This window comes from Streptomyces sp. NPDC088157 (genome assembly GCF_044741545.1).
In the GTDB taxonomy this organism is placed as follows: domain Bacteria; phylum Actinomycetota; class Actinomycetes; order Streptomycetales; family Streptomycetaceae; genus Streptomyces.
In genome coordinates, this window is sequence record NZ_JBIUSU010000009.1 from 416918 (window position 1) to 439090 (window position 22173).

At 72.1% G+C, this 22173-nt stretch carries 16 protein-coding genes and 1 pseudogene; 7 read left to right on the top strand and 10 right to left on the bottom strand.

Going from position 1 to position 22173, the window contains the following annotated elements; genetic code table 11:
• Nucleotides 1-44: 44 nt before the first annotated feature.
• The 7 genes from murD to rsmH all read right to left on the bottom strand — a co-directional run bounded on the left by murD (nucleotide 45) and on the right by rsmH (nucleotide 9207).
• Nucleotides 45-1472 carry a UDP-N-acetylmuramoyl-L-alanine--D-glutamate ligase gene (murD, locus tag ACIPFH_RS33890; protein WP_356251260.1) on the bottom strand — a complete coding sequence of 476 codons (1428 nt, stop codon included), beginning with the start codon at nucleotides 1470-1472 and terminating at the stop codon, nucleotides 45-47.
• Entirely contained in the window at nucleotides 1454-2527 is a 1074-nt protein-coding gene (gene mraY, locus ACIPFH_RS33895) for a phospho-N-acetylmuramoyl-pentapeptide-transferase (RefSeq protein ID WP_356251263.1), read from the bottom strand. The genes murD and mraY overlap by 19 nt, the downstream gene beginning before the upstream one ends.
• Nucleotides 2524-3939, bottom strand: a complete 1416-nt coding sequence (gene murF, locus ACIPFH_RS33900) for a UDP-N-acetylmuramoyl-tripeptide--D-alanyl-D-alanine ligase (RefSeq protein ID WP_401832575.1) — start codon at nucleotides 3937-3939, stop codon at nucleotides 2524-2526. Before murF ends, mraY begins: the two co-directional genes overlap by 4 nt.
• Nucleotides 3940-3943: 4 nt before the next feature.
• The gene (locus ACIPFH_RS33905; protein WP_401832577.1) at nucleotides 3944-5620 is read right to left on the bottom strand and encodes a UDP-N-acetylmuramoyl-L-alanyl-D-glutamate--2,6-diaminopimelate ligase; all 1677 of its coding nucleotides are present in this window, start codon (nucleotides 5618-5620) and stop codon (nucleotides 3944-3946) included.
• Nucleotides 5621-5691: 71 nt separating this feature from the next.
• A complete protein-coding gene (locus ACIPFH_RS33910; RefSeq protein WP_401832579.1) occupies nucleotides 5692-7656 on the bottom strand; it encodes a penicillin-binding transpeptidase domain-containing protein in 1965 nt (654 codons plus the stop codon).
• Between the two features lie 5 nt (nucleotides 7657-7661).
• A complete protein-coding gene (locus tag ACIPFH_RS33915) occupies nucleotides 7662-8204 on the bottom strand; it encodes a septum formation initiator family protein (RefSeq protein WP_401832582.1) in 543 nt (180 codons plus the stop codon).
• 46 nt (nucleotides 8205-8250) lie between these two features.
• On the bottom strand, nucleotides 8251-9207 hold the full coding sequence (rsmH, locus tag ACIPFH_RS33920; RefSeq protein ID WP_401832585.1) for a 16S rRNA (cytosine(1402)-N(4))-methyltransferase RsmH: 957 nt from the start codon (nucleotides 9205-9207) through the stop codon (nucleotides 8251-8253).
• Between the two features lie 257 nt (nucleotides 9208-9464).
• On the opposite strand from rsmH, the gene ACIPFH_RS33925 reads away from it, so the two are divergent.
• From ACIPFH_RS33925 to ACIPFH_RS33940, 4 genes are all read left to right on the top strand, one after another.
• Nucleotides 9465-10073, top strand: a complete 609-nt coding sequence (locus tag ACIPFH_RS33925) for a beta-class carbonic anhydrase (protein ID WP_401832587.1) — start codon at nucleotides 9465-9467, stop codon at nucleotides 10071-10073.
• A gap of 294 nt (nucleotides 10074-10367) precedes the next feature.
• A complete protein-coding gene (locus ACIPFH_RS33930) occupies nucleotides 10368-11402 on the top strand; it encodes a MoxR family ATPase (RefSeq protein ID WP_356251284.1) in 1035 nt (344 codons plus the stop codon).
• Complete coding sequence (locus ACIPFH_RS33935; RefSeq protein ID WP_401832590.1) at nucleotides 11402-12784, top strand: DUF58 domain-containing protein; 1383 nt, start codon at nucleotides 11402-11404, stop codon at nucleotides 12782-12784. The genes ACIPFH_RS33930 and ACIPFH_RS33935 overlap by 1 nt, the downstream gene beginning before the upstream one ends.
• Complete coding sequence (locus tag ACIPFH_RS33940; protein WP_401832593.1) at nucleotides 12781-15285, top strand: DUF3488 and DUF4129 domain-containing transglutaminase family protein; 2505 nt, start codon at nucleotides 12781-12783, stop codon at nucleotides 15283-15285. Before ACIPFH_RS33935 ends, ACIPFH_RS33940 begins: the two co-directional genes overlap by 4 nt.
• Before the next feature lie 421 nt (nucleotides 15286-15706).
• Here the strand turns inward: ACIPFH_RS33940 and ACIPFH_RS33945 are convergent, their stop codons facing one another.
• The 3 genes from ACIPFH_RS33945 to ACIPFH_RS33955 all read right to left on the bottom strand — a co-directional run bounded on the left by ACIPFH_RS33945 (nucleotide 15707) and on the right by ACIPFH_RS33955 (nucleotide 17957).
• Complete coding sequence (locus tag ACIPFH_RS33945; protein ID WP_356258112.1) at nucleotides 15707-16111, bottom strand: DUF3040 domain-containing protein; 405 nt, start codon at nucleotides 16109-16111, stop codon at nucleotides 15707-15709.
• A 278-nt stretch (nucleotides 16112-16389) separates the two neighbouring features.
• Nucleotides 16390-17217, bottom strand: coding sequence for a methyltransferase (locus tag ACIPFH_RS33950; protein WP_401832596.1), 828 nt, complete (start codon nucleotides 17215-17217; stop codon nucleotides 16390-16392).
• Nucleotides 17218-17393: 176 nt separating this feature from the next.
• On the bottom strand, nucleotides 17394-17957 hold the full coding sequence (locus ACIPFH_RS33955; RefSeq protein WP_401832598.1) for an SAV_6107 family HEPN domain-containing protein: 564 nt from the start codon (nucleotides 17955-17957) through the stop codon (nucleotides 17394-17396).
• Between the two features lie 174 nt (nucleotides 17958-18131).
• Between ACIPFH_RS33955 and ACIPFH_RS33960 the strand changes: the two are divergent.
• The 3 genes and pseudogenes from ACIPFH_RS33960 to ACIPFH_RS33970 form a co-directional block, all read left to right on the top strand.
• Nucleotides 18132-18810: pseudogene (locus tag ACIPFH_RS33960) on the top strand (ATP-binding cassette domain-containing protein); the annotation flags it as partial.
• Between the two features lie 471 nt (nucleotides 18811-19281).
• Nucleotides 19282-21366, top strand: a complete 2085-nt coding sequence (locus tag ACIPFH_RS33965; protein WP_401832600.1) for a YhgE/Pip family protein — start codon at nucleotides 19282-19284, stop codon at nucleotides 21364-21366.
• A 44-nt stretch (nucleotides 21367-21410) separates the two neighbouring features.
• On the top strand, nucleotides 21411-22037 hold the full coding sequence (locus tag ACIPFH_RS33970) for a TetR/AcrR family transcriptional regulator (protein WP_401832602.1): 627 nt from the start codon (nucleotides 21411-21413) through the stop codon (nucleotides 22035-22037).
• Nucleotides 22038-22173 lie beyond the last annotated feature (136 nt).

The window sequence follows — 22173 nt, forward strand, 5'->3', positions numbered from 1 at the left end:
CGGTCCCACGCGTCCCTCCCAAGGTCGCCCGGCAGGCGGCCGGGTCAGGCTCCGAGTTCGCTAACCGCCTGAGCGAACACGTCACCGCGCTGGTTGTAGTTGACGAACATGTCCATGGAGGCGCAGGCCGGGGCGAGGAGCACCGTGTCGCCTTCGACGGCGAGGCGCCGGGCCTCCTGGACGGCCGCGAGCATCGCCCCAGTGTCCGTCCGGTCGAGGTCGACGACGGGTACTTCCGGGGCGTGTCGCGCCAGGGCTTCGCGGATCAGGGCGCGATCGGCGCCGATGAGCACCACCGCGCGAAGCCGCTTCGCCGACTTGGCGACCAACTCGTCGAAGGTGGCGCCCTTCGCCAGTCCGCCCGCGATCCAGACGATCGACTCGTAGGCCGCCAACGAGGCTTCCGCCGCATGCGTGTTGGTCGCCTTGGAGTCGTCGATGTACGTGACGCCGTCCACGTCCGCCACGTGGGCGATGCGGTGGGCGTCCGGGGTGAAGGCCCGCAGGCCGTCCCGTACCGCCTTGGCGGGCACCCCGAAGGCACGGGCGAGGCCCGCCGCGGCAAGGGCGTTGGCGACGTTGTGCGGGGCCGGCGGGTTGACGTCGGAGACCTCGGCCAGCTCCTGCGCGTTCTTCTGCCGGTTCTCGACGAAGGCGCGGTCGACCAGGATGCCGTCCACAACCCCGAGTTGGGACGGCGCCGGGGCGCCGAGGGTGAAGCCGACGGCCCGGCAGCCCTCCTCGACGTCCGCCTCCCGCACCAGGTCCTCGGTGGCCTTGTCGGCCACGTTGTAGACGCAGGCGACCCGATTGCCCTCGTAGACGCGCCCCTTGTCCTTGGCGTACGCCTCCATGGAGCCGTGCCAGTCGAGGTGGTCGGGGGCGAGGTTCAGAACGGCGGCGGAGTGGGCGCGCAGGGAGGGCGCCCAGTGCAGCTGGTAGCTGGAGAGTTCCACGGCGAGGACGTCGTACCGCTCCTCGCCCAGGACGGCGTCCAGCAGGGAGACGCCGATGTTGCCGACGGCCGCCGTGCGCAGGCCGGCCGCCTTCAGGATGGACGCCAGCATCTGTGTGGTGGTCGTCTTGCCGTTGGTGCCGGTGACGCACAGCCAGGGCGCGGCTTCTCTGCCGTCCAGTTCCCTGAGCCGCCAGGCGAGTTCGACGTCGCCCCAGACCGGTACTCCGGCCTCGTGAGCCGCCGTGAAGAGCGGCTTGTCGGGCTTCCAGCCGGGTGCGGTGACGATGAGTTCGGTGCCTTCGGGCAGGGTCGCCCCGTCACCGAGGCGCACGGTGACGCCCAGTGCCTCCAGCTCGGCGGCCTGCTCACGCGCGCGTGCGTCGTCGCCGTCGTTGACGACGGTGACCCTCGCGCCGAGCCCGTGCAGCACCCTGGCCGCCGGGATACCGGAGACGCCGAGCCCGGCGACGGTGACGTTCTTCCCCTGCCAGTCGGTCACTTGTCCGCTGCCCATCCCGCGTAGAAGAGACCCAGTCCGACGATCACACAGATGCCCTGGATGATCCAGAAACGGACCACCACCAGGACTTCGGACCAGCCCTTGAGTTCGAAGTGGTGCTGGAGTGGCGCCATCCGGAAGACGCGCTTGCCGGTGAGCTTGAAGGAGCCGACCTGGATGACCACCGACATCGTGATCAGCACGAACAGGCCGCCCAGGAGGGCGATCAGCAGCTCGGTGCGGGAGCAGATCGCGAGACCGGCGAGCACGCCGCCGAGCGCCAGCGAACCGGTGTCGCCCATGAAGATCTTGGCCGGCGAGGTGTTCCACCACAGGAAGCCGAGGCAGGCGCCCATCAGCGCGGAGGCGATGACCGCGAGGTCCAGCGGATCGCGCACCTCGTAACAGGCGCTGGGGTTGGTCAGCGTCTCACCGTTGGCGCAGGACTCCTGGAACTGCCAGACGCCGATGAACGTGTAGGCGCCGAAGACGAGGACGGAGGCGCCGGTGGCGAGGCCGTCCAGACCGTCCGTCAGGTTCACGCCGTTGGACATCGCGAGGATCATGAACAGCGCCCAGACGACGAACAGCACCGGGCCGATCGTCCAGCCGAAGTCCGTGATGAACGACAGCTTCGTGGAGGCCGGGGTGTTGCCGCGCGAGTCGGAGAACTGGAGCGAGAGCACCGCGAAGGTGATACCGACGATCAGCTGGCCGGCCATCTTCGCCTTGGCCCGCAGACCCAGCGAACGCCGCTTGACGATCTTGATGTAGTCGTCGAGGAAGCCGACCAGGCCCATGCCGCACATCAGGCCCAGCACCAGCAGACCGGTGTAGGTCGGCGGCTTGCCGGTGATCACCTTGGACAGGAAGTACGCGGCGATCGTCGCGAAGATGAAGGCGATGCCGCCCATGGTCGGCGTACCGCGCTTGCTGGCGTGCTCGCGCGGGCCGTCGTCGCGGATGTACTGACCGTAGCCCTTGCGGGCCAGCAGCTTGATCAGCAGCGGCGTGCCGACCAGCGTCAGGAAGAGGCCGATCACACCCGCGAACAGGATCTGATTCATCATCGGGCGACGACCTCACCCTCGGTGCCGGTCGCGAGCAACGCCTGCGCGACGCTCTCGAGGCCGACCGAACGGGACGCCTTCACGAGCACGACGTCCCCCGGGCGCAACTCGCTGCGCAACAGGTCGACCGCCGCCTGTGCGTCGGACACGTGCACCGACTCCTCACCCCACGAACCCTCGTTATATGCGCCCAGTTGCAGCCAGGCGGCTTCCCTGCCCCCGACCGCGACGAGCTTGCCGACATTGAGCCGGACGGCGAGCCGTCCGACCGCGTCGTGCTCGGCGAGCGCCTCGTCCCCGAGCTCGGCCATCTTGCCGAGCACCGCCCAGGTCCGCCGCCCCTTGCCCATGGCCGCGAGCGCGCGCAGAGCGGCTCGCATGGACTCGGGGTTCGCGTTGTAGGCGTCGTTGACGATCGTCACGCCGTCCGGGCGCTCGGTGACCTCCATCCGCCAGCGGGAGAGGGAGCCCGCCTCGGAGAGCGCGGTGGCGATCTCTTCCGCGGACATGCCCAGCTCATGGGCGACGGCGGCCGCTGCGAGCGCGTTCGACACGTGGTGCTCACCGTACAGGCGCATGGTCACATCGCTGCACCCGGAGGGTGTGTGAAGGCTGAAGGCAGGCTGTCCGCTGTCCGTGAGTCGCACGTTCTCGGCCCGTACGTCCGCTTCGCCGGACTCTCCGAAAAAGACCACCTTCGCCTTCGTACGGGAGGCCATGGCCCGGACCAACGGGTCGTCGGCGTTGAGGATCGCGGCGCCGCCCTCATCCGCCGGCGGCAGGCTCTCCACGAGCTCGCCCTTTGCCTGTGCGATCTGTTCACGGCCGCCGAACTCGCCGATGTGGGCGGTGCCGACGTTGAGGACGAGGCCGATCTTCGGGGGCGTCAGATCGGCGAGGTAACGGATGTGGCCGATCCCGCGGGCGCCCATCTCGAGCACGAGGAACTTCGTCTCCTCGGTCGCGGACAGGGCCGTCAGCGGCAGCCCGATCTCGTTGTTGAGCGAGCCGGGTGTGAAGACGGTGGGCGCCTTGCGCCGCAGGACCTGCGCGATGAGGTCCTTGGTGCTGGTCTTGCCGGCCGAGCCGGTGAGCGCGACAAGGGTCGTGCCGAGCCTGTGCACGACGTGCCGGGCGAGAGCGCCCAGCGCCGTCTGGACGTCGTCCACGACGATCGCGGGGACGCCGACGGGGCGCGAGGCCAGGACGGCCGCCGCCCCCGCCTCGACGACCGCGGCCGCGTAGTCGTGGCCGTCCACGCGTTCGCCGACGAAGGCGACGAAGAGGCTGCCGGGCGCCACTTCACGGGAGTCCCGGACGACCGGTCCGGTGACTTCCACGGACGGATCCGGTATGTCGTGCGTCTGCCCGCCGACGACTGCTGCGATCTCGGCGAGGGAGAGGGCGATCACAAGTTCATCCCTGGGTCTGCTGGATAGCTTCGCGAAGCACCTGGCGGTCGTCGAACGGACGGACCACCCCGGCGATGTCCTGGCCCTGCTCATGGCCCTTGCCCGCGACCAGCACGGTGTCCCCGGCGTGCGCGCGGGCGACGACCGCGGCGATCGCGGCGGCCCGGTCCTCGAACAGCAGGACCTCGCCGCGCTCGTGCGCGGGCACGGAAGCCGCGCCCTCGAGCATGGTCGCGAGGATCGCGAGGGGATCCTCGGAGCGGGGGTTGTCGGAGGTCAGTACGGCGGTGTCGGCGAACCGGGCGACGGCGGCGCCCATCGGGGCGCGCTTGGTGCGGTCCCGGTCTCCGCCGCAGCCGAGGACGACGTGCAGCCGGCCCTTGGTGACCTTGCGCAACGCCCTGAGGACCGACTCGACGGCGTCCGTCTTGTGGGCGTAGTCGACCACGGCGAGGTAGGGCTGCCCGGTGTCCACGCGCTCCAGCCGGCCCGGCACTCCCGGCACCGCGGCGACGCCGTCGGCGGCGGCCCGCGGGTCGATGCCGGCGGCGGCGAGGGAGACGATCGCGGCGAGGGTGTTCGCCACGTTGAAGGAGCCCGGCAGCGGCGACCTGGCGGCGACCCGCACCCCGTCCGGGCCCTCGACGGTGAACGTCGAGTCCATCGGACCGATCTCGACGTCGACCGCGCGCCAGTCGGCGTCCGGGTGGCCCTCGGCGGAGAACGTGACGACCGGGACCTCCGCCTCCTGGATCAGCCGACGGCCGTACTCGTCGTCGTAGTTCACCACGCCCAGTTTGCTGCGTTTCCGGGTGAACAGCTGCGCCTTGGCCTGGAAGTAGTCCTCCATGCCGGAGTGGAACTCCATGTGCTCCGGGCTGAGGTTGTTGAAGACGGCGATGTCGAAGACGCAGCCGTCGACCCGGCCCAGGACCAGGGCATGGCTGGAAACCTCCATGGCGACCGCCTCGACACCGCGCTCGCGCATGACGGCGAAGAGCGCCTGGAGGTCGGTGGCTTCGGGGGTGGTGCGCTCGGACTTGATGCGCTCGTCGCCGATGCGCGTCTCGACGGTGCCGATGAGCCCGGTGGACCTGACCGGCCTCAGGCCGCCCTCGACGAGGTAGGCCGTGGTGGTCTTGCCGGAGGTGCCGGTGATGCCGATCTGGAGCAGGCCGCGGCCGGGGTGCCCGTAGACCGTGGCGGCCAGTTCGCCCATCCGTCCGCGCGGGTCGTCGGCCACCAGGACCGGCAGGCCGGTCGCGGCGGCGCGTTCGGCGCCGGCGGGGTCGGTCAGGACGGCGACGGCGCCCAGGCCCGCGGCCTGGGTGACGAAGTCGGCACCGTGCAGGCGGGCGCCCGGAAGGGCGGCGTACAGGTCGCCGGGGCGGACCGCGCGCGAGTCATGGGTGATGCCCGTGACCTCGACGGCGGCGCTCCCCGGCTGCTCGGCACCCAGCTGATCGGCGAGTTCCGCGAGGGGTGTGGCGGAGACTCGGGCCGGTCGCGGCGGTCCCGGATATGTCACGGAAGCGCCCTTCTGGGTGTTTTGGGACTGATCAGCGTGTGGCACGGCGGTGAGCGTACCGGGCGCACCCGCCTGCGAGCGAAGCGAGGGCGGGGACGCAGGCGACGTCGTGCTCGGTGCGTGGTTCCCGGGGTCGGGAGTGATCATGGTCACGGGCTGGTTCCTGGCTTGTTCGGCGCTGAACAGTGACGGGTCGGGGTCGGGGGCGGGCGGGGGCGGGACGGTCAGGGAGTGAAGCCGACCGGGAGGTTCGCGGCCTTCGCGCCGGTCGGCGGGACCTGGAGGGTCTTCAGGGCGAACTCCATGACCTGCTTGAAGACGGGACCGCAGATCTGGCCGCCGAAGTAGCTGCCCTCGGTGGCGTTCTGGATGGCGCAGTACACGGTGACCCGGGGGTTGTCGGCGGGCGCGAACCCGGCGAACGACGAGGTGTAGCCCTTGTAGGTGCCGGTGGCCGGGTCCACGCGGTTGGCGGTACCGGTCTTGCCCGCGACGCGGTAGCCGGGGATACGCGCCTTGGCGCCCGTCCCCTCCCGGTCGTCCACGACCGACTCCAGCATCTGGGCGAGGGTCTTCGCCGTCTTCTGGCTGACGACCCGGGTCTTCGCGGGAGCCTCGGCGGGGGTGAAGCGTCCGTCCGGTCCTGTGGTGCCGCGCACCAGAGTGGGTTCGACGCGGACCCCGCCGTTGGCGATCGTCGAGTACACGGAGGCCGCCTGGAGCGCGTTGAGCGACATGCCCTGGCCGAACGGGATCGTGTACTGCTGCGAGGTCGACCACTTGCCGGGCTGGGCCAGGATGCCCCTCGTCTCGCCGGGGAAACCGAGTCCGGTGAGGCTGCCGATGCCGAACTTGCGCAGATACGAGTAGAGCACCTGGTTGGCCTGGGCCTGCGTCTTGCCGAGCTGGCCGGTGGCCAGGATGGTGCCGATGTTGCTGGACTTGGCGAGCACGCCGTTGAGCGTGAGGTACCAGGTGGGGTGGTCGATGTCGTCCTGGAAGAGCCGGTCGCCGCGGTGCAGCCGGTTGGGCACGGTGACATGCGTCAGCGGGGTGGCGGCGTTCTCCTCCAGCACGGCGGCCATCGACATGACCTTGGCCGTGGAGCCGGGCTCGTAGGCGTCCTGGACGGAGGCGTTGCCCATGTCCGCGGAGTTGGCCTGCGAGAGGTCGTTGGGGTCGAAGCCGGGCGAGTTGGCCATGGCGAGGATCTCGCCGGTGCGGTTGTCCTGGACGATGACGTAGCCGCGGTCCGCCCGGGACTCCCTCACCTGCTCGGTGATGGCGTTCTGCGCGGCCCACTGGATGTCGCGGTCGATCGTCAGCTCGACGTCCGAGCCGGGCACCGCCGGGGTCTCGGTGGAGCCCACGGTGGGCACCTGGCGGCCACCGGACTGCGCGTAGCGGATCTTGCCGTCCTTGCCGGTCAGGGTCGAGTTCAGCTGCTGCTCGACACCTCCGCCGCCCTTGCCGTCGGCGTTGACCCAGCCCAGTATCCCGGCGGCGAGGTTCCCGTTGGGGTACACGCGCTTGCTGCTGGGCACGGAGAAGACGCCGGCGAGGACGTTGACGGTGGAGTCGTCGGACTCGGCCTTGGTGGACAGGGCGGACCGCAGGTCCTTGATCTGCTTCCAGACCTGCGGGGTCTGCCGGCCGGCGAGTTTGACGTAGCGCAGGCTCGCGTCCTTGGGCCGCAGCTTCTTGACGAGCGCGGACTGCTCCTGGCCGAGGATCGGCGCGAGGAGGGCGGCCGCCTGCTCGGGGCCGTCGTCGACCTTCAGCTGCCGGCGGGTGAACATCGTGGGGTCGGCGGTGATGTCGTAGGCGTCGACGCTGGTCGCGAAGGCCACGCCGGTGCGGTCGGTGATCTCGCCGCGTTCGGCGGCCAGCACCTGGCCGACGTACCGGTTCTGCTCGGCCTTGGCGGCGTAGGTGCTCGCGTCGACGGCCTGCACCTGGAGGAGACGGACGACGAAGGCGATCAGCACCAGGGCCAGCGCGAGTCCGACCATCCGCAGGCGGGGGCGGGGGCTGCCGAGCCGGAGGCCGCGCGGGGCGGGGCGGGGAGCGGATGCGGTGGGGCGGCGGGCGGGACGGGCGCCGGGGCCCGGGCGCCGCTGGGCGGACGCGGGGCGGGAGGGCCGGGCGGGGCCGGGTACGCGCCGGCGCGGCGGTTCCCTGTCGGACACTTCCGTCACCTGCCGGGGGTCTCGGGGATGGCTTCGGTCGGGGCGGCGCTCGGGGCCGGGGACTCACTCGGCCCGGTGGGGGCGCTCGGCGTGGCGGTCGTGGGCGAGGGCGGCGCCTCGACCGTCTGCGAGAGCGAGACGGCCTCGGGCGGCCGGACGGCGACGGGGACGTCCTCCAGGGACTGCTGGGCGGCGTAGGGGACACCCTTCACGGTGCCGTCGGGGTTGAGGAAGGCCGGGTCTCCGCCGGGGACCATGCCGAGTTCGCGCGCGCGGCGCTGGAGGGCGTCGGGGGCGGAGTAGGAGTCGATGTCCCGCTGGAGCCCCTGCTGCTCGTCGGTGAGGCTCTTGGTGTCCTTCTGGAGGTCGTCCATCCTGAACGAGCCCTCGCTGAGCGCGGAGTTCAGCACGAGCAGTCCGATGAGACCGCCGCCCAGGAGCAGGACGACAAGGAGGACGAACGGGGTGCGGGCCGCCTGTCGCGGGCCGGACGGGAAGAGCCGCGCGAGCCGGGCGGCCCTCCCCTTCAGTTCGGGTTTCCTGCTCACTCGCCCTCCCCCGGGCCGGAGTCTCCGGACCCTCGGCGCACGCCCGTCATTCGATGGACTCCCTGATTCGCTCGGCCCCGCGCAGGCGCGCCGGGGCGGCGCGCCGGTTCTCGGCGACCTCTTCCTCGGTGGGAAGTTCGGCACCACGGGTGAGCAGCTTGAGCCGGGGCTGATAGCGCTCGGGGACGACCGGCAGTCCGGCCGGCGCCGTGTTGGCGGCACCGGCCGCGAACACCTGCTTGACCAGCCGGTCTTCGAGCGAGTGGTACGACAGGACGGCGATCCGTCCGCCCACGTCGATCGTCTGCACGGCGGCCGGGATCGCCCGTTCCAGGACGGAGAGTTCGCCGTTGACCTCGATGCGCAGCGCCTGGAAGGTGCGCTTGGCGGGGTTGCCCCCGGTGCGCTTGGCGGCCTGCGGCAGAGCGTTGCGGATCAGCTCGACGAGCCGCGCGCTGTTGGTGAACGGCTCCTTGTCCCGCTCGCGCACGACCGCGGAGACGATCCGCTTGGCCTGCTTCTCCTCGCCGTACGCCCGCAGGATCCGCACGAGTTCGCCGGGCGGGTACGTGTTGAGGACCTCGGCGGCGCTGACGCCGGTCGTCTGGTCCATCCGCATGTCCAGCGGAGCGTCCTGGGCGTAGGCGAAGCCGCGGTCGGCCTCGTCGAGTTGCATGGAGGAGACGCCGAGGTCGAACAGGACGCCCTGCACGCGCGCGAGGCCGAGCCGGTCCAGTACGTCGGGGAGTTCGTCGTAGACCGCGTGCACGAGGGTGGCGCGCTCGCCGAACGGGGCGAGGCGTTCACCGGACAGGCGCAGCGCCTCCTTGTCCCGGTCAAGGGCGACGAGCCGGGCCTCGGGGAACTGGGTCAGCAGGGCCTCGCTGTGGCCGCCGAGGCCGAGCGTGCAGTCGACCACCACCGATCCCGGCCCCTGGAGGGCGGGGGCCAACAGGTCCAGGCACCGCTGGAGCATCACCGGGACGTGTCGACTGTGACTCAAGGGGCCCTCTCAGATCCGGCGGGTGTACGCACCGCCGGGTCCCCGCCCCTGATGAAGGGAAGGCCTGCCGGCGCCGCGGGGAGATCTCGGCGGCCGGGCCGGGGTCTCACGGGGTTCAGTCCAGCAGGGAGATCGTCGCCTCCCGCTTCGCGTCACTTTAGTCCACGCTGTCTCGCGGTCAATCAACCGGCCTGCGCGGCGCGGCCCGGCCGGATCACCCGCTCTCACCCTGTGGCTTACCTCACAAAGAGCACGTGATGGCGCTCTTTTTCCGTTCTCACAGCAGGACCGGAAGGGGCGTGACCAGTACCGTCATAGGCATGACGACTTCTGCATCGGTTCCTGCACGGCCCGAAGGCGCCATAATCGACGGCACCGTCACCGATCGCCTCGTCGAGGCGAACGAGCGGTACGCGGCCGCCTTCGCCGACCCCGGCATGGACGCCCGTCCCGTCCTGCGCGTCGCGGTCGTGGCCTGCATGGACGCCCGTCTCGACCTGCACGCGGCGCTCGGTCTCGAGCTCGGCGACTGCCACACGATCCGCAACGCCGGCGGTGTGGTCACCGACGACGTGATCCGCTCGCTCACCATCAGCCAGCGCAAGCTGGGCACGCGCAGCATCGTCCTCATCCACCACACCGGTTGTGGCCTGGAGGCGATCACCGAGGACTTCCGCACCGAGCTGGAGATGGAGGTCGGTCAGCGTCCGGCCTGGGCGGTGGAGGCATTCCGGGACGTCGACCAGGACGTACGGCAGTCGATGCAGCGGGTGCGCACCTCTCCGTTCCTGGTGCACGCCGACGACGTGCGCGGGTTCGTGTTCGACGTGAAGACGGGTCTGCTGCGCGAGATCGACCCCGCGTGATCGACCCCGCGTAAACGCCCACCGGGCCCTGTGCGACCGTTCACGGGCGCCGTCGTTCACTGTCGTTCGCTGTCGTTTCGCTGTTGATTTCCGCACCTCGGGCGGCCAAATGGCCAGAACACCGACATATCGCGGACAGTTGTCCACAGGCGAGTGACACGAATCGGTAACGGCAGCAAGAATGCGAGTGTGACGCCACGCTGAGCAGTTCGGGGACGGCGTCCGTGATTCGGGGTGGGCCGGTTTGCCGCACAGTGCGTCGGCCCGGAGAAAGTTTGGGCCGAGGAGGGCCGGGTGACGACCTATGACGAGCGAGCGAGCCTCACAGATCTGACCGCCACTGTGGAGCGTGTCCGCAGTTCGGTGGAGGGAGTGATCGAGGGCAAGCCCGAGGTCGTACGGCTTTCGCTGACCGTGCTCCTCGCCGAGGGGCATCTGCTGATCGAGGACGTGCCGGGCGTCGGCAAGACGATGCTCGCCAAGGCGCTGGCGAAATCCATCGACTGCTCGGTCCGCCGTATCCAGTTCACGCCCGACCTGCTGCCCTCGGACATCACCGGGGTGTCCATCTGGGACCAGCAGCGCCGGGAATTCGAGTTCAAGCCGGGCGCGATCTTCTCGCAGATCGTGATCGGCGACGAGATCAACCGCGCCTCGCCCAAGACGCAGTCGGCACTCCTCGAGTCACTGGAGGAGCGCCAGGTCACCATCGACGGGACGACGTACGAGCTGCCCAGTCCGTTCATGGTGGTGGCCACGCAGAACCCGGTCGAGATGGAGGGCACCTACCCGCTGCCCGAGGCCCAGCGCGACCGCTTCATGGCCCGGGTCTCCATCGGCTACCCGAGCCCGGAGGCCGAGCTCCAGATGCTCGACGTCCACGGCGGGGTCAGCCCCCTGGACGACCTCCAGCCGGTCGCGCACGCCCACGAGATCGTGAAGCTGATCGACGCCGTTCGCGGTGTCCACGTCGCCGACTCGGTCCGCCGTTACGCGGTCGACCTGGTCTCGGCCACGCGCACCCACCCCGACCTCAGACTCGGCGCCTCCCCGCGCGCGACGCTGCACCTGGTGCGCGCCGCCAAGGCCACCGCCGCCCTCAGCGGCCGGGACTACGCGCTGCCGGACGACGTGCAGAACCTCGCCGTGGCCGTCCTGGCCCACCGTCTGCTGCCCACCGCGCAGGCGCAGCTGAACCGCCGCACGGCGGAGCAGGTCGTCGAGGAGATCATCCAGCGCACCTCGGTGCCCGCGACCCCCCAGCAACACGGGTACGGACTGGGCCACGGCACACCGGCGTACGGCCGGCAGCAGCCGCGGAGGCTGTGATGGCCGCCGGCGGGCCCGGGCAGCCGTCGACGGGCCACGGCGAGAAGGCCGACAGGAGCGCCGCCCGCACGGCCCTGGCCGGTCTGACCACCCGCGGCCGCTCCTTCCTGGCCGCCGGCATCGCGGCCGCCATCTGCGCCTATGTGCTCGGGCAGCCCGACCTGCTGCGGGTCGGGCTGCTGCTGGCCGCGTTGCCGATGATCTGCGCGGCCGTCGTCTACCGCACCCGCTACCGGGTCGCGGGCAGCCGCCGGCTCTCTCCCGCGCGCGTGCCCGCCGGCAGCGAGGCCCGTGTCCACCTGCGGATGGACAACGTCTCGCGGCTGCCCACCGGCCTGCTGATGCTCCAGGACCGGGTGCCCTACGTGCTCGGCCCGCGCCCCCGCTTCGTCCTGGACCGGGTCGAGGCGGGCGGCCGCCGGGAGGTGTCCTACCGGGTCCGCTCCGATTTGCGCGGCCGTTACCCGCTGGGCCCGCTCCAGTTGCGCCTGAGCGATCCGTTCGGCATGTGCGAACTCACCAGGGCCTTCTCCACCTACGACACCCTCACGGTGATCCCGCGCGTGGAGCCGCTGCCCCCGGTCCGCCTGAGCGGCGAGGCCAAGGGATACGGCGACGGACGGCAGCGCTCACTGGCGCTGGCCGGCGAGGACGACGTGATCCCGCGCGGCTATCGCTACGGCGACGACCTGCGCCGGGTGCACTGGCGTCTGACCGCCCGCTACGGCGAGCTGATGGTGCGCCGCGAGGAACAGCCCCAGCGCTCCCGCTGCACGGTGCTGCTGGACACGCGGGGACTGGCCTACCAGGGCGCGGGCCCGGACTCCGCCTTCGAGTGGGCGGTCTCGGGCGCCGCGTCCGTGCTGGTCCACATGCTGGAGCGGGGCTTCTCGGTGCGGCTGCTCACCGACACAGGCGACTCGGTGCCCGGCGAGGGCGCCGACGGGTTCGCCGGCCCGAGCCAGGAGTCGGCGGACGCGGCCGGACTGATGATGGACACCCTGGCGGTGGTCGACCACTCCGACGGCACCGGCCTGTCCAGGTCGTACGACGTGCTGCGCGGCGGCAACGAGGGGCTGCTGGTGGCCTTCCTCGGCGACCTCGACGAGGAACAGGCGGCGGTGGCCGCCAAGATGCGCCAGCGCAGTGGCGGCGCGGTCGCCTTCCTGCTGGACGGAGACAGCTGGGTGCGTGAACCGAACGGCGCGCCCGATCCGATGAACAGGCAGGAGGAGCGGCTGCGGATGCTGCGCGAAGCGGGCTGGACGGCCCTGAGCGTGCCGCGCGGCGCTTCGCTGAGCGAGCTGTGGCGCCAGGCGGACCGCGAGCGGGCGGGCGTGATGACGGGGAGCGGGACGAGCGGCGGGGAGGGCAGGTCATGAGCGGGCGGGCTCGAATGACGCTGTGCTCGGCGGCGGCGACGCTGATGGCCTCGTGCGCCCTGCTGCCTCTCGTCACCCCGGCGACATGGCTCCTGCAGGCGGCGTTCCTGCTGGCGATCCAGTCCGGGGTGGGGGCGGCGACCCGGCGGGTGCCGCTGGCCAGGCCGCTGACCGTGGCCGCCCAGTCCCTGGTCACGCTGGTGCTGCTGACCCTGCTCTTCGCCCGGGAGTACGCCCTCGCGGGCCTGGTTCCCGGCCCGGAGGCCTTCCGTCACTTCGGTGATCTGCTCCAGACGGGCGCCGACGACGTGGGGCGGTACGCGATCCCGGCGCCGCTGTCCGACGGCATCCGGCTGATGGTGATCGGCGGCGTGCTGGTGATCGGCCTGGCGGTGGACACCCTCGCGGTGACCTACCGCAACGCGGCCCCGGCCGGTCTGCCGCTCCTGGCGCTGTACTCGGTCGCCGCGGGCCTGTCCGACGGGGCGACCGACTGGCTGTGGTTCCTGGTCGCCGCGGCCGGCTATCTGATGCTGCTGCTCGCCGAAGGCCGGGAACGGCTCTCGCAGTGGGGCCGGGTCTTCGGCGGGGGGCCGCGCAGTCCGGGCGGGCAGCCCGGTCCGGTGGCCCCGGTGCGCACCGGCCGGCGCATCGGCATGGCCGCGCTGGGCGTGGCCCTGGTGGTGCCGCTCCTGCCGCTGCCCGCCATACAGGGCGGTCTGCTGGGCGGGACGGGAACCGGCGTGGGCGCGGGCAACGGCAGCGGGGGCACGATCTCCGCGGTCAACCCGTTGGTCTCGCTGCGCGACAGCCTGAACGTGGACGAGGACCGCACGGTCCTCACCCTGCGTACCAACACCGCCAACATCTCGGACATGTACCTGCGGATCGTGTCGCTCGACGACTTCGACGGCACGACGTGGAAACCGGCGAAGCGTCACATCGTCGCCGTGCCGGACGAGTTCCCCTCGCCCACCGGCCTGGGCCCGGACGTCAAGCGAGCGGAGATCACGACCCGGATCGCGGCCGCCGACGGGTACGCGCAGGACTGGCTGCCGATGCCGTACCCGCCCAGCGACGTTCAGATCAAGGGCAACTGGCGGTACGAGCCGGTCGGCATGACGCTGGTCGGCGACCACGGCCAGAACACCAGCGGCAAGACGTACCAGGTGACGAGCCTCGACGTGCAGCCGACCGCGGAGCAGCTGGCCTCGGCGCCCGAGGCGCCCGGCTCCGTGAAGAGCACCTACACCAAGGTCCCGGACTCCCTCCCGGCGGTGGTGGCGAAGCAGGCCCGGGAGATCACCAAGGGCGCCACGAGTGACTACCAGAAGGCGGTCGCGCTCCAGGACTACTTCGCGGTGACGGGCGGCTTCGAGTACGACACCGAGGTCGAGGTCGGCAGCGGTTCCAATGCGATCGCCCGCTTCCTGCGGGACAAGCAGGGCTTCTGCGTCCACTTCTCGTTCGCGATGGCAGCGATGGCCCGCACGCTGGGCATACCGGCGCGGGTCGCGGTGGGCTTCGCGCCGGGTACGCCGCAGGCGGACGGTTCGGTGGCGGTCGGACTGAAGGACGCGCACGCCTGGCCCGAGCTGTACTTCGAGGGCGTCGGCTGGACCCGTTTCGAGCCGACCCCGACCCGGGGCTCGACGCCCACGTACACGTTGCCGGACACCCCGGGCGAGGCCGTCCCCGACCTGCCGCAGGCCTCCCGCTCGGCGGACGCGGCGCCGTCGGCCGCGCCCTCGGCGAGCACCAGCTGCTCGGCCGAGGACAAGAAGCTCGAGGGCTGCGCCCAGGCGCTGCCGCTGGACCCGACGCAGCAGGACGGCGGCGGTCCCCGCTGGTACGCGATCGCCGGATGGACGCTGCTGGGCGGGGCGGCACTCGCCGTACCGCTGCTGCCGATGCTGTGGCGGCTGAGGCGGCGTTCGGTGCGGCTGGCGTCCGCCCAGCACTCCGCGTCCTCGCCGGCCGGGGCACCGCCGGGCCGGCGCAAGGACGGGACCGTCGGCGGGCAGCCGGGCGACACCGGTCCGGGAGTGCTGCTGCACGCACCGCCGCAGGAGGCCGGTGAGACGGCCGTGGGGCACGTGCTGGCGGTGTGGCGCGAGCTCACCGACACGGCCTGGGACTACGGCATCGAGCCCGACGAGGCGCTGACCCCGCGGCGGGCGGCCGCGCGGATCGTCCGGATCGGGGAGCTGGACGAGACGGTGGGCCGTTCGGTGCACCGGGTCGCGGGCGCCGTGGAACAGGTGCTCTTCGCCCCGGAGCCGAGGGCCGAGGCCGGACTGGCCGACGACGTCCGCAAGGTGCGGGCGGCCTTGCGGGAGAGGGTCAGCTGGACGACACGCGTGCGTGCCGTCGTGGCGCCGCGTTCGGCCATCCGCGCGGTCTGGGACCTGTCCGACCGTTGGACGGCCCGCAAGGCGTCCTGGGCGGCCCGTCTGGCCACTCTCGTGCGCCGCCCGTCCGGCCCACAGCAGAGCGGCTGAGCCGACCGCGAGGACCGAGCCGTCCTGGGCCCGAGAAGGGCCTGGGACGGGCCGAGCCGAGCCCGAGCCCGACGATGCACGAAACAAGGACGGGCCGAGGGCGGTCCAGGCGAAGCACGACGACGGATGGGCCGAGCACGGACCGAGCACGGTCTTGGAACGAGGCACGGTCCGAGCAGGCGCCGCCCGCACCGGCGGGTGCGGCGGCCGACGCGGCGGCCCGCTCGGCCCTGGGACGCGGGACTGTGGCGGCACGACGTCGAGGGGGGGGGGCCCCCCCCCCCGGGGGGGGGGCCCCGCGGCGCGGGGGGGGTGGGGGGGGGGGGGGGGGGGGGGGGGGGGGCCGGCCGGGGGGGGGGCCGCCCCCCCCCGGGGGGGCCCCCCCCCTCGACGTCGTTCGTATGTGGGTGCTGCCGCGGTGTCAGTGACCGCCCTGCTCGTCACGGCGGCGCTGCCAGCGCTGTTCGATCCGGTCCATCATGGAGCGCTTCTGCCGACCCTGACCGCGGGTGTGCGGGGCGCCCGGGGCTCCTGCCGCGGGTTGCTCGCCCGGCTTGGGAGCCTTGCGCCAGCCGGTCACCGCGAGAACCGCGCATCCCAGCATGACGAGGAAGCCCACCACGCTCAGCCAGACCTGCTTGGCGACCATACCGGCCATGAGGAGCGCGATACCCACGAGGAAGCCTGCGACCGCCTGGTAGACCCGCCGCCGGGTGTACGTACGCAGCCCGCTTCCCTCGAGCGCCGACGCGAACTTGGGATCTTCGGCGTACAGCGCTCGCTCCATCTGCTCGAGCATGCGCTGCTCGTGCTCCGAGAGCGGCACGGAGTCCTCCTCATCGTGCAGTCGCCGGGGGGCGACCCGGGGGGTCCCTTCAGGATAGGCAGGGAATCGCCCCCGTGAAACCCGCCCCTCTACGCCAATTGGCCAACCGGAGCCCGTCATGGACGTCCCGACTCGCTGAGGATTCCATTCCCCGGCGGCCGACCCGTCATGCCGGGCGGTCTCCCTCGATCATACGGCGCACAGCGCTCGAACGGGGGGCCTGTGGCGTACTCCATGCGCGGCCAAGGCCCTGATCAGCGGTCCGCCCCGGGAGACCCTCAGGTCCCGTCCACCCCCCGGGTCTCCCCCAGCACGTGAAGCTGGGTGGCCACGGAGTGGAAGGCGGGAAGCGCGGCGGCGGCCTCCTCGAGCTTCAGCAGGGCTTCCAGGGCGCCGGGCTCGGTGTCCACGAGCACGCCGGGGACGAGATCGGCGAAGACCCGCACGCCGTGCACCGACCCGACCCGCAGGCCCGCGCCCTCGACGAGTGCGGTGAGCTGCTCGGCGGTGAAGCGGCGCGGCACGGGGTCGCCCGCGCCCCAGCGTCCGTCCGGATCGGTGAGAGCCTGCCGGGCCTCCTTGAAGTGGCCTGCGAGGGCGCGCGCGAGCACGGCTCCGCCGAGGCCGGCCGCGAGCAGGCTGAGGACGCCCCCGGGGCGCAGCGCGGCCACCACGTTGCTGACGCCCTCGGACGGGTCGTCGACATACTCCAGGACGCCGTGGCACAGGACCGCGTCGAAGCCGCCCCGCTCGACCACGTCGAAAAGTCCGTGGGCGTCGCCCTGGACACCCTTCACGCGGTCGGAGACGCCGGCCTCGGCGGTGCGGCGCTCCAGGGCGAACAGCGCGTTGGGACTGGGGTCGACGACGGTGACCCGGTGCCCGAGGAGGGCGACGGGCACCGCGAAGTTGCCGCTGCCGCCGCCGGTGTCGAGGACGTCGAGGGACTCCCGCCCGGTCGCCTTGACCCGGCGGTCGAGGGCGTCCTGGAGGACTTCCCAGACCACGGCGGTACGTACGGCGGCACGGGGTCGAGGGGAATCGGAGCGTTGCGACGTCGTTCCGGGGCGGTGGGGGGAGACGGGCGGGCGCATCGGGTCCGACACGGCAGTTGACTCCTCGGCGCGGCACCGCCTCTTGCGCGGCGGAGCGAACGGGCTGCCTCCCGGCCCCGGCCCGGCCCGCGGAGCGGGCGGGTGGAGGGAAGGCTTCAGGCGTCTTCCACCCTATTGCCTCCGACGCCTCGGCCGGTCACGGTGGTGCGCCACGGCGGCGGCGCATGTCAGCCCGCGTCCGGCAGGTCGCGTCCGGCGCCGGAGCCGTCCGGGTCTTCCGCCTCCTGACGCGGCTGCGGCAGGACCGGCTGGAGCACCAGCATGCGTTCGACGAGGCGGAGGAACATGGCCACGTCGCGTATCAGGTCGTCGGCGTCCCGGCGGGTGGCCGCGCCCTGGATGCCCGCCTCGGCCCGGGCGCGACGCCGGGCCCCGGAGGCGAACAGCGCGCTCCACTCGGTGAGTTCGGGCGCTATCTCGGGGAGCACTTCCCAGGCGCTCCGGATGCGGGCCCGGCGGCGGGTGGAGGGTTCCGGGCGGCCTCGGGCGGCGAGCACGGCAGCCGCGGTGCGCAGGGCCGCGAGATGGGCCGTCGCGTAGCGCTCGTTGGGGGTTTCGAGGACGGCCGCCTCGTCCAGCCCGGCGCGGGCCTGGGCGAGCAGGTCGAGGGCGGCGGGCGGGGCCGTGGTGCGGCGCAGCACGGGGTGCACATCGCTCGCCGGGCCGTTCAGTGAGGGGGCAGGGCCGGTGGCGCGGCGCCGGTTTGCGGCGGCTGCGTGGTAAGTGGCCATGACGAACCTCCTGTCGTCTGTGTGACGGCACGTCCGATACGGGCTGCCGTATGTGCCCATCGTGCGGTATGCCACTGACAATCCGTTCCGACCTGGGCTTTTGCTTCGATCGAAGGTTCGGGCTAGTTTTTGCACTGACCAGTCAGTTCAAATTGTCGTCAACCAGGGGGACCTGTGGACGGAGTCGGTGTCACCGCCGACGGCTTCGGGCTCCGAGGCCCTCGCGGATGGGCGTTCCGAGGCATCGGCGTCGACGCGGAGCCGGGCTCGCTGATCGCGATCAAGGGGCCCTCGGGCTCCGGGCGGACCAGCCTGCTGCTCGCCCTCACCGGGCGGATGAAGGCCACCGAGGGGACGGCGACCGTGGGCGGGGCACGGCTGCCGAAGCAGTTGGCGGCCGTGCGGCGGGTCGGTGCGCTCGCGCACGTCGCCGGTGTGACCGACCTCGACCCGGCCCTGACCGTCGGGGAGCACCTGCGTGAACGGGCGCTGCTGGAGCGGCGGTTCGGCGGCCCTGTACGGGAGTTGCTGCGGCCGCGTGCGGAGCGGGCGGCCGGGGTGAGACAGCGGATCGACACCGCCCTCTCCGCCGCCGGGCTCGACCAGGAGGCTCTGCCCAAGGGACCGCGGACCGCCGTCCGCGATCTGGAACGGCTCGAAGCGCTGCGGCTGTCCGTGGCGCTGGCGCTCATCGGCCGCCCCGGCCTGCTCGGCGTCGACGACGTCGACCTGAAGCTGAGTGACGCCGAGCGGGCAGAGGCCTGGGCGCTGCTCAGGTCCCTCGCCGAGGCCGGGACGACGGTCCTCGCCGTGTGCGGCGAGGCCCCCGAGGGCGTCGTCACCGTCTCCACGGACTCGGAGGCCGTCCTGCCCGACCCGGGCCCGGACGCCGCCCTGCCCGACCGGAGCTCGGACGCCGCCCCGCCCGACCGGAATTCGGACGCCGTCCTGCCCGACCGGAGCCCGGACGCCGCCCCGCCCGGCCGGCGGATCGCCGGCGGGTCTCCTCGGGAAGCCCACGCCGAGGCCGCCGAGGAGACCGCCGTGGCGTCCGGCGCGGCCACCGGAGCCACCAGGTCCGCGATGCCCGAAGAGCCAACCGGAGCCACCGGGTCTGCCGTGGCCGAAGAGCCAACCGGAGCCACCGGGTCTGCAGTGGCCGACGAGGCCACCACGCCCACCACGACCGCCGAGTCGACCCCGTCCACCGGGACCGCCCCGACCGCCGACCCCACCCGGCCCTCCAAGGCCTCCAAGGCCAAGCCCAAGCCCAAGTCCACCAGGCCCGAGTCCACCGGCGCCGAGCAGGAAGAGGAGAAGACGGATGCGATCGCCGAGACTGGCCGCGCTTGAGTTGCGGCGCTTCGGCCGGGGCAGGCTTCCCCGGGCCGCTCTCGTCGCGCTCCTGCTGCTGCCCCTCCTGTACGGAGCGCTGTACCTGTGGTCGTTCTGGGACCCGTACGGACGCCTCGACCGCATTCCCGTGGCGCTCGTGAACGAGGACAAAGGGGCCACCGCCGACGGGAAGAGGATCAGCGCCGGGGACGACATCACCAAGGGCCTGCGCGACAGCGAGGTCTTCGACTGGCGCGAGGTGAGCGCCGCCGAGGCCCGCGCGGGCGTGGAGGACGGCAGGTACTACCTGTCGCTGACCATGCCGACGGACTTCAGCACCCGGATCGCCTCCAGCGCGGGCGACTCCCCCGAGACGAGCGCCCTCCAGGTGCGCACGAACGACGCGAACAACTACATCGTCGGGCAGATCTCGCGCACGGTCTTCAGTGAGGTGCGCACGGCCGCGTCCACGAAGGCCTCGCGGTCCTTCCTGGACAAGATCTTCGTCTCCTTCTCCGACATCCACGGCGCGACCGCGAAGGCCGCCGACGGGGCCGACGACCTCACCGGCGGTATCGGGAAGGCCGAGAAGGGGTCCAAGGACCTCGCCGACGGGCTGAGCGACGCCCAGGACGGCAGCGGCAAGCTGGCGAAGGGCCTGAAGAAGCTCGACAAGGGCGCCGACGACCTTGAGGACGGGTCGCAGAAGGTCGCGGACGGCACCCAGACGCTCGCCGACAAGGTCAACGGGGTCGCCGACACTCTGGGGCCCTTCGTCAAGGACAACGAGAAGACCATCGGGGACACCGCCCAGTTGGTGGCCGACTCCGCCAAGGTGATCCGCGACAACCTCGCGACCCTGGTGAAGGTGGCGCCGACCGCCGCCGAGGGTGCCCACACGGCCTCGGACACGCTCGCCGCCGTGTACGAGGCGCGCTGTGGGACGCCGGTGCTGCCCGACACCGCGTGCCCCGACCTGAAGAAGGCGAAGGACGCGGCCGCCGATGTCGCGAAGGTCGCCGACGACCTCAACACGCTCATCGCCGACCAGGACGGTGACCTCAAGACGCTCCGCACGAACCTCGCCACCCTGCAGAAGCAGGCACAGTCGCTCGCCGACAGCGCCCCGCACCTCTCCGAGGACCTCGACGACGCCGTGACCAAGGTCAACGCGCTCAACACGGGCGCCTCGAAGGTCGCCAAGGGCGCCAAGAAGCTGCACACCGGGCTCGGCACGGCCAAGACGGGGTCGGTCGACCTGGACGCGGGCGTCACCAAGCTCGAGACGGGCGCCCAGGACCTCAACGGCGGCATCTTCAAGCTCTCCGACGGCTCCGGAAAGCTGGCCGACGGCCTGCACGACGGCGCCGGGCAGATCCCCGACTACGACGCGCGGCAGCGCGACGCGCGCACCGCCGTCATGGCCGACCCCGTGCAGCTCGCCTCCCAGGACCTGCACAAGGCGCCCAACTACGGCACCGGTTTCGCCCCGTACTTCATCCCGCTGTCGCTGTGGGTGGGCGCGATGGTGGCGTACATGCTGATCGCGCCGATGAACCGGCGCGCGCTCGCCGCGGGCGCCCCGGCATGGCGGATCGCGCTGGCGGGCTGGCTGCCGGTGGTCGCGATCGGAGCGCTCCAGACGACGGCCCTGATGGCCGTGCTGCACTGGGCGATCGGCCTGGAGATGGCGCGGGCGGCCGGCACGGTGGGCTTCCTGTTCCTGGTGACGGCGTGCTTCGCGGCCCTCGTGCAGTGGCTCAACGCGCGCTTCGGGGCAGCGGGCAGGATCCTCGTCCTGGCCCTGCTGATGCTCCAGCTGACTTCGGCGGGCGGCACCTACCCGGTGCAGACCAGCCCGGGCTTCTTCAACGCCATCCACCCCTTCCTGCCGATGAGTTACGTCGTCGAGGCGCTCCGCAGGCTCATCACGGGCGGCGGCCTGGGACCGGTGTGGCACGCGTGCGTGGTGCTCGTCGCCTTCACCGTGGGGGCCCTCGCGCTGACCGCCCTGTCGGCCCGCCGCCGCCAGGTATGGACCCTGGACCGGCTGCACCCGGAGCTGAGCCTGTGAGGATGCGGCGTCCGGCGGGCGGGCTTCCTGTGACAATCAGGACCATGGAAAGCAGCACCACCCCGGGCGGCCGCACCCGTCGCGAGGCCACCCGGCAGAAGCTCTACGAGGCAGCCGTCACGCTCATCGCCGAGCAGGGCTTCTCCGCGACGACAGTGGACGAGATCGCCGAACGGGCCGGCGTCGCGAAGGGCACGGTCTACTACAACTTCGCCAGCAAGTCGGTCCTCTTCGAGGAGTTGCTCAGACACGGCGTGGGCCTCCTCACCGCCTCGCTGCGGGAGGCGGCCGAGCGCACGGCCCGGGAGGGCGGCAGCAGGGTCGACGCGCTGGACGCGATGGTCCGGGCGGGCCTCGTCTTCATCGACCGCTACCCGTCCTTCACCCAGCTCTACGTGGCCGAGCTGTGGCGCACCAACCGGGCCTGGCAGTCCACGCTCATGGTGGTGCGGCAGGAGGCGGTGGCCGTCGTCGAGGGGGTGCTGCGCGAGGGCGTCGAGAACGGCGAGTTCAGCGACGAGATCGATGTGCAGCTGACGGCCGCCGCGCTGGTGGGCATGGTGCTGGTGGCCGCGCTGGACTGGCAGGCCTTCCAGCCGGAGCGGTCCCTGGACGACGTCCACTCGGCGCTGTCGCGGCTGCTCCAGGGGCGGGTGAGCGGCCGCCGGTAGTCACCGGCCGGCTCGCACGCGCGCGTGCGACGGCGACCCGCACCGCACGCAAGTGGGCACACGAAAGCGCCGGTCCGCGGTGGCCACGTCCCCCGTGGGCCGCCTCGAACCGGCGCTTCCTCGTGCTCCCCCGTTG